This window comes from Paraburkholderia sp. Ac-20340 (genome assembly GCF_017104965.1).
GTDB lineage: Bacteria > Pseudomonadota > Gammaproteobacteria > Burkholderiales > Burkholderiaceae > Paraburkholderia.
This window is the reverse complement of sequence record NZ_JAAGPR010000002.1, coordinates 259,261-272,885: the sequence shown is the minus strand read 5'-3', so window position 1 is coordinate 272,885 and position 13,625 is coordinate 259,261. Positions and strand designations below refer to the sequence as shown.

Here is a 13,625-nt window from a genome sequence, read left to right as displayed (position 1 = left end):
TTTTTATTGTTGCGGAAGCGCCTGGTTGTGCACGACGTCGGCGTTCGCGTAAGGATGCCGGGGCGCAAAGGCGGGCTTGAGAAACGCAATGACTTCGTCATCGCTGATGGGTTGGATCGTCATGCCGAAGGCGGTGTTCAGCGACGCGACGAGGTGCTGCGTCCACAGCGTATTCCACACGACGCCCGCGTGGCTGTCGCTCAGAACGGCATTGTGCGGATCGTTGCCGGACGTATTCGTGATGGCCCAACCAGGCGCGAGGCGCACGGTTTTGTAGGTCGGCAAGCCGTGTTCGTCGCGCTCGCCCCACAGGCCTCGGAACCACGCGCGATCGTCGAGAAAAAGAATATGCCGATCCGACGATGCGAGCTTGCGCAAGCCATTGTCGAAGCGATCGAGCCCAGCGTCGATATTGGCGATTGCCGCGCCGGATTGCCAACTGCCGAACTCCACCGACCAGTCCGCGTTGCTGAGTATGCCCACCAGCACGATATGGGTATCGGGGTGGCGTTTGCGGATCAGCGCGACCGCCTTGCCGATGGAACTCACGCAGGCGTCGATCATCGCCGTCGGGCGCGCCGCGTGCCGATCGTGCGCAAGTTCGTCCATGACATCATGGCCGCCGATGTCGTTGATGCCGATGCGGATCAGCACGACGCCGCCGCGCCAGGCGAGCGGTTCGGTGTCCATCAAGTCGACGAGACGCACCGCCTGGCGCTGCGTCAGCCCCAGCAACTGGTGGCAGGTCGCGCCGCTGACGGCGAAATCGTAGCGGTAATCGTCCTTGGGCGGCGTGCGGGCGGGCGCGCCCAGCGCCTCGTTGATGAACGCGCGATATTTGCCGGTTCCCCACGCGCCCCACGCGCCGAGATCGACCTGGTCCCCGCGCAGGCGCGCAAGCACCTCGGTCCATTGCCACGTGGTCGCGCGCCAGGGACCGCCGCGCATGTCCGGGCCGCCGAGCATCAGCGTGTCGTGATAGGACTGGCTATCGGAATCGCCGAGCACGGCGAAGCGCACGGGTGCCGTGGCGCGCGTCGCAACCGCCACGGCGGCCGGCGGTTTGCGAAAGAGGCCCGCCGTCGCACCGAGCTTCGCGCACAGCCCGGTCACGGCCAGCACGCCGCACAAGGCCACCATCAACGCTTTGCGAGAACGGGACATCAGTCATTTACCCCATCGCCCGGCAAGCGGGATGCCGGGTTGTCATGACTCGCCATGTCGATCACGCGCCCAGCCGCTCGCGCAGTTGCCCGCCGATCACCGCCGAGCCCGCCGTGCGAAACATCTGGTTATGCAGGCCAGGCACTTCGGTCACGACCAGCTTGCCGGTGATGACTTCGCCCCAACCCATGTCGTGCGAGAACAGCCGCCCCTTGAGCACCTGCGCGCTGCGGAAAATCTGCACATCGCCGTCATAAGGCGCCGGACGATAGCGCGCCTGCTGCTCGCGCAGATAGCCGATATTGCGGCCGTACCAGAGATTCTCGTCGATCATGTTGCTTGCGCCGTCTTTCTTCAGGAATCCGAATTTGACGGCAAGCTGGGTCAGACGCAACAAGCGCACGGTGCGGAATTGCTGGAGAAAGTGAATCATCGACATCTCGCCGCGACGCGCGAGGCGATAGTCGCGCGGAATGTCGTCCATGCGCACCTGCACCTTGCGCAACAGCCGGTCGTACCAGGGCATGCGTTCGCGATAGCCGGGGCACCACGAGTCGTTGAGAATGACGAGTTCCACCGTTTCGCCTTCGCGCCGCAACTGGTGAGCGGCCTCCAGCGCCATCGCGCCCAGCACGCAGTAACCCATGAGGATATAAGGCCCCGTGGGTTGAATCGTTTTGATGAGGCGCACGGCGTCGGCGGCGAGATCCTCGAAAGCGCGCGGCGGCATGTGCTGCGGCGTCTTCGGCACCATCGGCATATCGACGACAGGCCGCTGCGCGCCAAGCTGCTGCGCGAGTTCGTAGAACACGGCGATGTTGTTGAGCACGATGATGGGCGTCTGCGTCCCTTGCTCGTTGAATCGGACGATGTTGTGGGCTTTCGCTTCCAGCTCGGCGCGACTCATGAAGCCGCTCACGCCGACGTCGGCATGGGCTTGCGCGGGCTGGCCGTTCGCGTCGCGCGCCGCTGGCTGCTGCGCCGCAATCTGCACGGCCTCCAGCATCGCACGCCACTTCGCCAGATAGCCGTCGATGGTCTCTACGTCGTAGAGATCGAGATCGCCTTCGCACGAAATGCGCCAGCCTTCCGGCCTGCGCACCATGAAGAAGTTGAGGTCGTAGAGCGCGCCCGCGTTGAACGAAGGCGAAGTCGTCGCGGCGAAAGCGTCGCGACGCACCTCGTCGCCGATGCCGACGAAGCTCTGCTGCAAGGCGAAGTTGACCGGGCACAGCGGCGGGCGATCCGCACCGGAAGTTTCGCCCGCCATCTCGACCATCTCTTCGAACGGCACATGCAGATGTTCGATCGCATCGCTGAGCTTGGCGCCGCACTGCGCGATGACGCTGGCCAGTGTGCTGCCTGGCGCGATGTCGAGACGCAGGATCACCGTGTTGATGAGCGGCCCGATCACGCCTTCGAGTTCCTGCTGATCGCGCACCGACATCTGCGTGCCGATCGCAACACGTGTCCCGCCCGCCTGGCTTTGCAGCGCCATCGCCAGACTCGCGGCGGCCACGCTAAAAAGCGTGACGCCTTGCGCCTTGGCGGCGTCGATCAGATGCTCGCTGAGTTCGACCGGCAGCAGGACCGAGCGGATCGCACCCTGGAAGCGGCGCGCCTGCGGACGCGCACGGTCGCCCGGCACCTCGAAGCGGCTGAACGCGTGCAGTTCGCGACGCCAGTGCGCGCGTGCGCGATCCAGCGCGCCGCTGGCGAGAAACTCCTCTTTCCACAGCGCGTAGTCGCCGTGATGCAGTTCGACATCGGCGTAATCGACGGCTTTGCCTGCGTGCAGCGCGGCCAGGCCTTCCACCAGCTCGCGCACGAGAATGGCGAACGACCAGCCGTCCATCACGAGCGAGTGGAAGGTCAGCTGCAGCTCGCCTTGCGTGAGCGAACGCGGCAGCCACACGGCGCGGAAAAACGAGCGCGACGATAAATCGAACGGGGTGCGCGCCTGCTCGCCGCCCGTGCGTTCGGCCTCGGCTTGCGCGGCTTGCGCGTCGCGGCCGGTGAGGTCGATTACGTCCAGACACAGGGGCGTGTCGCTCCACACCTGCTGACGCAACCCGGCGGCCGTCATCAGAAAGCCGGTGCGCAGGATTTCGTGGCGCGCGACCAGCTCGCCGAGCACCTGTTCGAGGCTCGCGGCATCGAGCGGACCGGACAACTGCAGCCGGAACGCGATATTCAGCGCCGTGGCTTGCGGCGACGCCTTCTGCTCATGCCAGAACCGCACCTGGCAGGCGGTCGCCGGGAACAGCACGTAGCCGGTTTCCGCCGCCGGAGCCGGGGCGATTTTCAACGCTATCCCGTTCATCGCTCACATGCCTCCTGCGCTTCTACGCTTGAAGTTGAGGATCGAGGGCCGCGCCGCTGCAGCCACATCGGCGACTTCTTCCACTTGCGCGCCGTCGAGGCTGGCCGCCAGTTGCGCGATCGACACGTTCTTCATCAACTGGCGCGCATCCACGCCCAGACCGCGTTCGTTCATGCGCGCGACGATGCGGAACAGTTGCAGGCTATCCGCGCCGAGGCTGAAGAACGGCTGGTCGATGCCGATCTGCTGCAGGCCGAGCACGTCGCCCCAGATCGAGACCAGCGTGGCCTGGGTCGGCGTCAGCGCTGCGGGTTCGGCTGCAGCCACAGGCGCTTCGACCGGCGCGGCAACGTGCGGCACTTCCTTGAGCACCGGATGTGCAGCGCGCGCGGGCGTGGCCACGCTATCGGCGCCCGGCACCGGCAGCGCCTTGCGGTCGAGCTTGCCGTTTTGCGTTTGCGGCAGCGTGTCGAGGACCATCCACAGCGTCGGGACCATATAGCCCGGCAGCGCCGTCGCCACGTGCGCGGCCACTTCGCCCGTATCGGCCTTGCCTGCTGCCGTCGCGACGATGTAGCCGGTGAGGCGCGGGTGGCCAGCCACCTCATGCAGCGCGACCGCCGCTGCGGCTACGCCAGGCGCGTTGCGCAGGGCCGCTTCGATGTCGCCGATCTCGATACGGAAACCGCGCAGCTTGATCTGCTGGTCGCGGCGGCCGAGATGCTGGAGCGAGCCATCGGCGAGGCGCTTCGCGAGATCGCCGGTGCGATAGAGCCGTACCGGCGCGGCGCCTTCGATCGCCACCGTGCGGAAGGCCGCTTCGGTGAGGTCGGGGCGCTTGAAGTAGCCGGTGGCCAGTCCTTCGCCGCCGATCCACAGTTCGCCGCTGACGCCAAGCGGTGCGAGGCGCAGGTCGTCGGTGAGCACGTGCAGTTGCGTGTTCGCGAGCGGCGCGCCGATCACGACCGGGCCGGAAGCTTCGACGCGCGAAGCGGCGGACCAGATCGTCGTTTCGGTCGGGCCGTAGAGGTTCCAGACTTCGGCGCCGGTTGCCAGCAGCGCATCCGCGAGATCGCGCGGCAGCGGCTCGCCGCCGCACAGGATCTTGAAGCCTTGCGGCGCCTTGAAGCCCGCTTCGAGCAGCATGCGCCAGAGCGACGGCGTGGCCTGCAGCGCCGTGGATGCCTGCGTTTGCAGCCGTGCGACGAGTTCGAAGCCGGTGCGCACTTCCTCGTGTCCGGCGACGAACACCTGGCCGCCAGTCACGAGCGGCAGGAACAGTTCGAGGCCCGAAATATCGAACGAGAAGGTCGTCACCGCGACGATGCGGTCTTGCGCCGTGAAGCCCGGTTCCTGCGCCATCGAGAGCAGGAAGTTGCCCAGCGCGCGATGGGCGATTTCCACGCCCTTCGGCTGGCCTGTGGAGCCCGACGTGAAGATCACGTAGGCCGCATCGGCATCCTGCACGCGCGGCAGCGTCACGCTTGGGTCGTCGTGTTGCGCGAGCAGCGCGCCCAGTTCCAGCACGCGATTCGCGCCCGGTTCGAGCACCGCGCGGCCGCCTGCATCGGCCAGCACGGCGGCGATATCGGCGCCATCGAGAATCTGGCGCAGGCGGGCGGCCGGCATCGTCATGTCGAGCGGCACGTAGGCGCAGCCCGCGCGCCACACGCCGATCATGGCGGCCACGGTCAGCGCCGTGCGTTCCATCGCGATGGCGATGCGTGCGCGCGGCGCGATGCCTGCCGCGACGAGACGGCGCGCGATCTGGTTGGCGCGTGCATCGAGTTCGTCGTAGCTCAGGCTCGCCAGTTCGTCGCTGACGGCGTTTGCTGCGGGCGTCTTGCGTGCCTGCGCGGCGATCAGCGCCGGTGCCGTCTGCGTGAGATCGTAGGCGCGTTGCGACGCGTTCAGTTCGTCGCGCAGATGGCGGATCTCGGCGTCGCCGAGCAGCGGCAGGGCGGCGACCGGCGTGTCGGCGTCGCGGGCGATGGCGGCGAGCAGCGTTTCGTAGTGGCCGAGCCAGCGCTGGATCGTCGCTTCGTCGTAGACGTCGGTGTTGAAGTCGCAGTCAAGACGCAGACCTTGCGCCGATTCGATCACGTTGAGGAACAGATCGAAGTTGCAATAGGCCTTGGCGTTCGGCGCGAAGCGCGTGCTCACGCCCGCCATATCGAGCTGCGAATCGACCTTTTCGAGGTTGAATTGCAGATCGGTCAGCGGCAGGCGGCTGAAGTCGCGCTTGATGCCGAGGTCGCGCACCAGCGCGCCGTAGGTGTAGTTCTGGCGATCGCCGGCATCGTAGAGATGATCGCGCACGGCCTTCATATGCGTGGCGAACGGCAGCTCGCGGTCGAACTTCACGCGCAGCGGCAGGAAGTTCACGCAATGGCCGGCCAGCAGCGCTTCGCCGGCTTGCGACTGGCCCGCCATCGGCGCGGCAATCACCACGTCGTCGCGGCCCGCGAGGCGGCCGAACAGCACTTGCGCTGCGCCGAACAGCGCGGCGAACAGCGAGCAGCCCTGTTTCGACGCGGCGGTCTTGACCTGCTTGAGCAGGTCGGCGCCCAGCAGACGCGTCGTCGAGGTGCCGTTGAAGCTCTTCACTTCGGGGCGCACGCGGTCGCCCGGCAGATCGAGTTGCGGTGCGCTGTCGCGATGCAGATTCATCCAGAAGTCGCGCGTTTCCTTGTCCACGCCCGCCTGGTCCTGCGCGCTGGCGAAGGCGAGGAAGCTTTGCACGTCGTCGAGTTCGGCGGCCTGGCCCGAGACTTCTGCGGCGTAGAGCGCCTGCAGGTCGCGCAGGATGATGTTGATCGACCAGCCGTCGCAGATGATGTGATGCGCGGTGAACACGAAGGCCCACTTGCTGGCTTCGAGGCGCACGAGCGCCGCGCGTGCCAGCGGAGCACGCGTGAGATCGAAGACCTCGCGGGCCTCCGCGTCGACGAGCGCCGCGAGTTGCGCGTGCGCATCGGCTTCGGCGGACAGGTCGATCTGTTCGAGCGGCACGCGGGCAGCCGGGTCCGCGAACATCGTGTCGCCCACGCGCGAGAAGTGCGCGCGCAAGGCGTCGTGACGTGCGACCGTGGCCGCGAAGGCGCGCTCGAAAGCGGCTTCGTTCAGCGCGCCGCTCAATTCCAGCGTGAACGATTCGTTGAACGCCAGTGACGCTTCATGACTCTGCTGCGCCGACATCCAGATCTCTTTCTGTGGCTCGGTGAGCGGAGCCTGGGTGGGCGCGGGCGTGGCCGTGGCCGACGAAGCTGCGGCTGCGGCTGCGACGTCGGTCGGCTGTGCCGCGTTGCCAAGAATGCCCGCAGCTTGCAGCGCCGCGATACTGGCGACGAAAGCATCGCCGATCTTGCGGATGTCTTCGTCCGAATGGCTCGTGGTCAGGAAGCAGGGGAAGCCTTCCATGATGTGCACGCCGAGGTAGCGCATATACGCATAGAACAGGCTGCCCAGACGGTCTTCGCCCGCGAAGCTGATGTAGAACCAGCTCGAGAACGTCTCCGCACGCGTGGCGATGCCGACCTTCTCCAGATGCGTGTTGATCCGTTGCACGAGGCCGTCCATGCGCGTGCCGAGCGTTTCCTGAAGCGCCGGGCCGGCCGCCTTGAGATGCTGGAGCACCGCCTTCATCGCCGCGAGCACGACCGGATGGCGCACGAAGGTGCCGGCGAAGAACGTGGGCGGTACTTCGGGCACCGAAGCATCGCCGAATTGCCACTGACCGCCGTCGAGCGCGTCCATGTATTGCGCGCTGCCCGCGAGCACGCCGACCGGCAGACCGCCGCCGACCACCTTGCCGTAGGTCGCCATGTCGCCCTTGATGCCCCAGTAGCCTTGCATGCCGGCCGGGTGGACGCGGAAGCCGGTCACCACTTCATCGACGATCAGCGCCGATTCGTTGGCCGCCGTCACGTCGCGCAACTGCTGCACGAATTCCTTCGGCCGCAGGTTCGGATGGCGCGACTGCACCGGCTCGATCAGCACGGCGGCGATATCGTCGATATTGGCCTTGATCCATTCGAGGCTTTCGGTGCGTGCGTAGGGCAGCACGACCATGTTGCTCACCGAACTGCCCGGGATGCCCGGGGCGAGCGGGAAGGCGCGCGGCACGCCCGCTTCGCTGCCCGGCTTGACGAGCACTTCGTCGAACTGGCCGTGATAGTCGCCGTCGAAGCAGACCACCTTGTCCTTGCCCGTCACGGTGCGTGCGAGGCGCATCGCGGCCATCACGGCTTCCGATCCCGTGTTGCAGAAGGTGACGCGCTCGTGGCCGGTCATGTCGGCGAACATCTGCGCGACTTCCCCTGCGAGCGGCGATTGCGGCCCGATCGCGAAACCTTCGGCCATCTGCGCATTGACGGCGTCCACCACGAAGTCCGGCGTGTGGCCGAACGCGGTCTGGCCGTAGCCGTTCACGAGGTCGATGTATTCGTTGCCGTCCACGTCCCAGATCTTCGAGCCCTTCGAACGCTGCGCGACGATCGGGTAGACCAGTTCCTTCCATTCTTCGCGGAAGCCGCTGGCGGTGCGCGGGTCGGCGAGCACGGCGCGGTACGACTGCGTGCGCGACTTCGACGTCGCCGTTTTCGCCGAGTAACGCGTCGTGAGATCGGCGATGAAGGCGCTCTGCGCGTCGGTCATTTGCGCCGAGTTGGTCGCGCCGGGCTTATAGGCGGTGAAGCGCGTGGGGCGGTTTTCCTCGAACTTGATCTCGGGACCGTTGGCGCGTGCGGGTGCCGTGGCAGCCGTGGCGGCAACAGCGGCGGCGATCGGCGTTGCGACCGGTGCGGGCGCTGCTGCCGGTGCCGCAGTCGCGACAGTCGCGACGGGCTGTGCAAGCGCAGCGGGCACGCCTTGCAGCACTTCGAGCTGACGCGTCATCAGCGACTGCATGGCGGCGATCTGGTCGCGGATCACCGACTGCACGTCGCCCGTGACCGGCATCGCGATGGCGACGGGCGCAGCGCTGGCCGTGACGACGGCTGTGCTTGCAACCGGAGCCGGCGCTGCCACCGCAACCGCGGCTTCAACCGGAGCCGGTTCCGGCGCGGCTACGGGTTCCGGGTCGGGCGGCAACGCGCCGTCGAGGAACTCCGCGAGCGTGGGCAGCGTCGGGTAGTCGCTCATGATCTGGCGGAAGCTGATCGTCACGTCATAGCGACGGCGCAGCTGGCGGGAGACCTGACCCATGAACAGCGAGTCGTAACCGAGATCCCAGAACGTCACATCGGGATTCGACGTATCGGGCGCTTCGCCGGACATCTCGGCGAGCAGCGACACCAGTTCGGCGACAAGACGCGGTTTGCGGTCGATCTGAGCGGATTGAGCGGTTTGGGCCATGGCAGTCGGAGAAAGGTCGGTATTCGCGTTGGTGGGAGCCGGCGCGGCAGCGGCCGCCGCTTGTATCGTGGTGAGGCGGGATGCGGCTGTTGCAGGGGCGTCGATCCAGTGCCGCTCGGGTTCGAACGGGTAAGTGGGCAGTGCGATGCGGCGTGTGCCTTCGGGATGGAGCATCGTCCAGTCGGGCGTCACGCCGTTGAGCCAGAGCCGCCCGGTGGCTTCGGCGAGCACGCTGGCTTCGCGATCGCGCATAGCGAAGTCGGGCAGCGAAGCGATGGCGGCCTGATAGCGGTCCTTGGGCAGGCCCTGGGTGGCGAAAGTCGCGAGCGTGCGGCCGGGGCCGATTTCGAGCAGCAGCGGTTTGCCCTGCGCCGTCACGGTGGCGAGCGCGTCGCCAAAGCGCACCACGTCGCGGCAATGGCTCGCCCAGTAGCGTCCCGACACGGGCCGGTCGGACGCCGCCCACTGGCCCGTCACCGAAGACACATAGGGAATCTTCGGCGTGGCGAACGTCAGGCTGTCCGCCACCGTGGCGAGATCTTCGACGACGCCGGACATCATGCGCGAGTGGAACGCATGCGACGTATGCAGACGCCGATGTTCGATATCGCGCGCCTTGAGCGTGGCCTCGAAGGCCTCGACGGCCGCGAACGGGCCCGCCACGACGCACAGCGACGGCGCATTGACGGCGGCGAGATCGACGTCTTCGGGCAGCGCTGCGCGCAGTTCGGCTTCGGGCAGACGCACCACCAGCATCGCGCCGGGCTCGGCGGATTGCATGAGCGCGCCGCGCTGGGCGATCAGGCGCAGCGCATCTTCGAAACCGATCGCCTCGGCCACGCAGGCCGCGACCAGTTCGCCGACGCTGTGGCCGATCATCGCCACCGGTTTGACGCCACGCGACATCCACAACTGCGCCAGCGCGTATTCGGTGAGGAACAGCGCGGGCTGCGCGTAGATCGTCGAGCGGATCGGGTGCGGGGTATCGTCGCCGTCGGGCACTTCGCCCAGCAGCATCGTGCGGATGTCGAGGCCGAGATGCGGCGCGAGCGCCTGCGCGCCTTTGTCGATCCACTCGCGATAGACCGGCTCGCTGCGATAGAGCGCCGCGCCCATACCCGGATATTGCGCGCCCTGGCCGGGGAACATGAAGATCACGGCCGGTGCGGCTTGCGGCGCCTGAGCGTCGATCGCGCCTTTTTGCAGCTTCGCCAGCGCCTGGTCGAGGCTATCGGCGATCACGACCGAGCGGTGCGCGAAGGCGCGGCGGCCGGTTTGCAGCGTCGCGGCCACATCGCCTAGCGCGAGCTGCGGATGGGCGGCGAGATGGCTTGCGAGATTCGCTTTCGCGCGCTCGAGCGCCGCCGCGCTGCGTGCCGAGAGCGGCAGGATTTGCAGCGCGGGTTGTGAGCTTGCTTGCGCCGGTTCGCGCGCGGGCGCTTCTTCGAGCACCACGTGTACGTTCGTGCCGCCCACGCCGAATGAGCTCACGCCCGCGCGGCGCGGCGTTGCGCCCGCGTCCCACGCGCGCGCGGCGGCGTTGAAGTAGAACGGGCTGCGGGCCGCATCGATGCCGGGGTTGGGCGACTCGAAGTGCAGCAGCGGCGGCAGCGTGCGATCGCGCAGCGCCAGCGACGCCGCGATCAGACCGGTGACGCCCGCCGCCGCGTCGAGGTGCCCGACGTTCGCCTTCGCCGAACCGAGTGCGCAGAACTGGCCGCCTTCGACGCCGCCCAGACGGAACGCCTGCACCAGCCCGGCGAATTCGATCGGATCGCCCAGCGGCGTGGCGGTGCCATGCGCTTCGACATAACCGATCGTCGCCGGATCGATATCCGCTTCGGCGTGCGCGATGGCGATGGCGCGCGCCTGCGCATCGACGCTCGGCGCGGTGAAGCCGACCTTGTCGGCGCCGTCGTTGTTCATGCCCACGCCGCGAATCACGGCGCTGATCGGATCGCCATCGGCGATGGCATCTTCGAGGCGCTTGAGCAGGACCACGCCCGCGCCGCTGCCGAACACCGTGCCCTTCGCGTTGGCGTCGAACGGACGGCACACGCCGTCGGCGGCGCCCATGCCGCCTTCCTCGTAGTAGTAGCCGCGCTTTTGCGGGAAGGTGATCGAGACACCGCCGGCCAGCGCCATATCGCAGCGGCCCGCGCGCAGATTTTCGACCGCCAGACCGATCGCGGTGAGCGAAGTCGAGCAGGCGGTTTGCACCGAGATCGCCGGACCTTTGAGGCCGAGCTTGTAAGCCGTGCGCGTGGCGACGAAATCGCCCGCGCCCACCAGCTTTTGATATTCGCCGATCTGGAACTGGCTCGTGAATTCGTCGATCACGGCGCGATCGGAGAGCACGTGCTTGAGGAAGTACGTGTTCATCGAGGTGCCCGCGAACACGCCGACCGCGCCCGCGACGGCGGCGGGATCGTAGCCCGCATCCTCGAACGCTTCCCACGCGATTTCCAGGAACAGACGCTGTTGCGGATCGGTCAGCGCGGCTTCGCGCGCCAGCATGCCGAAGAAGCCCGCGTCGAATCGGTCGACGTCCGGCAGGATCGGCCGTGCTTTCACGTAGCGTTCTTCGCGGCGCGCGTCGTCGTCGAAACTGTCTTCGAGGTCGGCTACGTCGAAGTGCGTGATGCAGTCGCGTCCGGCGAGCAGATTGGCCCACAGTTCGCCGACATTGCGCGCGCCCGGAAAGCGCCCGGCCATGCCGATCACGGCGACTGCGCCGCTGCGTGCCGCGAGCCGGCGTTCGATCTTGCCGCCTTGCGCGGTGTCGAGTGTGGCGAGCGTAGCCAGGTGCGCGGCCAGTGCATCGACGTTCGGATGGCGGAACAGATCCACCAGCGCGAGATCCGGCGTGACGTCGCGCACGATGATCGCGTGGGCGCGCATCAGATCGAGCGAACGCAGGCCGAGGTCGAAGAAGTTCGCGTGGCGCTCGACGGTTTTGCCGAGCAGCGTGTCGAAGACGGCCGCAAGCCGGTCGGCGATAGCGTCGTTCTGGGTCTGCGCGCCGGATGCGGACGCGGCGGGCACGGCGATCTGCGCGAGCAGCGCCTTGCGATCGATCTTGCCGTTCGGCGTGAGCGGGAATTCAGGCAGCGCGCGCAATTCGGCGGGCACCATGTAGTCGGGCAGGGCCGTTTTCAGATGCGCGCGCAGCGAGTCGAGGAACGCCGATGCGGTCGTTGCGCTGATATCGGCCTTGACGAAGCCTGCGATGGCCTTGCCGTTGCGCGCTTCGAAGGCGGCCACGGCCGCGTCGGCGACGCCCGGTGCGGCGCGCAGCGCGTGTTCGATTTCGTCGAGTTCGATGCGCTTGCCCGCGATCTTGATCTGACGGTCGTTGCGGCCCAGAAAGTCGATGGCGCCGTCCGCGCGGCGGCGCACGAGGTCGCCGGTGCGGTAGAGCTTCGCGCCGTGCGTGAAGATATCGTCGACGAACTTCTCCGCCGTCAGGTCTTCGCGATTGAGATAGCCGAGCGCGACGCCGTCGCCGCCCACCACGAGTTCGCCGGTTTCGCCATCGGCGACCGGCGCGAGCTTATCGTCGACGATATAGGCTTGCGTGCCCGCGATGGCCTGGCCGATCGGGATGGCGTCGCCGTTGGCGAGCGCTGCGTCGCGCGCGATGCGATGGCAGCAGGAAAACGTGGTGTTTTCGGTGGGGCCGTAGCCGTTGATGACCTGCAGGCCCGCATGCGCTTCCATGACTTTGCGCACGTGCAGCGGCGAAAGCACGTCGCCGCCTGTGAGCACTTCCTGGAGCGGGGCGAACGCGTCGAGCCGGTAGTCGGCGAGCGCATTGAAGAGGCCCGCGGTGAACCACGCGCTGGTTGCGCCGAGCCGTGCAATTTCGGCGGCGATGGCGTCGAGCGATGGCTGGACTTCGTTGACGATGGCCGCGCAGCCGCCGTTGAGCAGCGGCCCCCAGATCTCCAGCGTGCTCGCATCGAAAGCGAGCGGCGCGAGATTGAGAAAGCGCGTCTGCGGCGTGAGCGACGTGAACGTCTGGCCGCTCACGAGACGCAGGATCGCGCGATGCGGGACGATCACGCCCTTGGGTTTGCCCGTCGAGCCTGACGTGTACATGATGTACGCGGGGTCGTTGCGTCCGCTTGCATGTGAAGCGGCGGGCGCAGCGCTGTGCGAGGCCGACACGACTCCCGCGAGATCGATCAGGACTCCGTGTGAATCGTCGGCGTGGTCGGCGATCACGAAGCGGGGCGCGCAATCCGCCACGATGAAATCGAGTTGCGCGCGCGGATAAGCCGGATCGAGCGGCACATAGACCGCGCCCACGCGCAGGATCGCGAGAATCAGAGCCAGCGTGTCGCGGCTGCGCGGGACCATGATCGCGCAGCGGTCGCCGGGCTGCAGGCCTCGATCCCGCAGGACGGTAGCGAGACGGGCCGATCGTTCGTTCAGATCGGCATAGCGCTCTTCGCCAATGGCGTCGATGGCGGCGAGACGATCGCCGAACCTCGCGCAGATGGCTTCGAAGTGCGCAATCACATGAAGTGCCTGGCCGGCGTCGTTTGCCTCGCCGCCTGAAATTCCGTCTCGATGCGACATTTGCCGGTCCCCCAATCGTTTTGATCGGCTATTGGAAATTGCTGGATCGTCGATTCGTCACCGTCGCTGTGGTGGCTGATTGCACCCCGGCGAGTTCACGACGTAAGGAAAGCCCCGTTACTGCGCTGCCTGCGCGCGCCCCTGCTCATACGGCGGGTGCGAAATTTTCTGTAAGTAAAATTTAAGTTTGAGTGCGCGG

Annotated in this window: 3 protein-coding genes; all 3 read right to left on the bottom strand. The window is 67.1% G+C overall.

Annotated elements, in window-relative coordinates; genetic code table 11:
* Positions 1-3: 3 nt before the first annotated feature.
* Positions 4-1,164 (bottom strand): GDSL-type esterase/lipase family protein, encoded by a 1,161-nt coding sequence (locus G3N59_RS04170; RefSeq protein ID WP_205981285.1) that lies wholly within the window; start codon positions 1,162-1,164, stop codon positions 4-6.
* Positions 1,165-1,225: 61 nt separating this feature from the next.
* Positions 1,226-3,487 carry a condensation domain-containing protein gene (locus tag G3N59_RS04165; RefSeq protein ID WP_205981283.1) on the bottom strand — a complete coding sequence of 754 codons (2,262 nt, stop codon included), beginning with the start codon at positions 3,485-3,487 and terminating at the stop codon, positions 1,226-1,228.
* Between the two features lie 3 nt (positions 3,488-3,490).
* A complete protein-coding gene (locus G3N59_RS04160) occupies positions 3,491-13,426 on the bottom strand; it encodes a non-ribosomal peptide synthetase/type I polyketide synthase (RefSeq protein WP_205981281.1) in 9,936 nt (3,311 codons plus the stop codon).
* Positions 13,427-13,625: the final 199 nt, after the last annotated feature.

What these genes read in the sequence shown, in the direction of transcription:
- G3N59_RS04165 (WP_205981283.1), bottom strand. Translation starts at nt 3,487, where the DNA reads ATGAACGGGATAGCGTTGAAAATCGCCCCGGCTCCGGCGGCGGAAACC.
- G3N59_RS04170 (WP_205981285.1), bottom strand. Translation starts at nt 1,164, where the DNA reads ATGTCCCGTTCTCGCAAAGCGTTGATGGTGGCCTTGTGCGGCGTGCTG.
- G3N59_RS04160 (WP_205981281.1), bottom strand. Translation starts at nt 13,426, where the DNA reads ATGTCGCATCGAGACGGAATTTCAGGCGGCGAGGCAAACGACGCCGGC.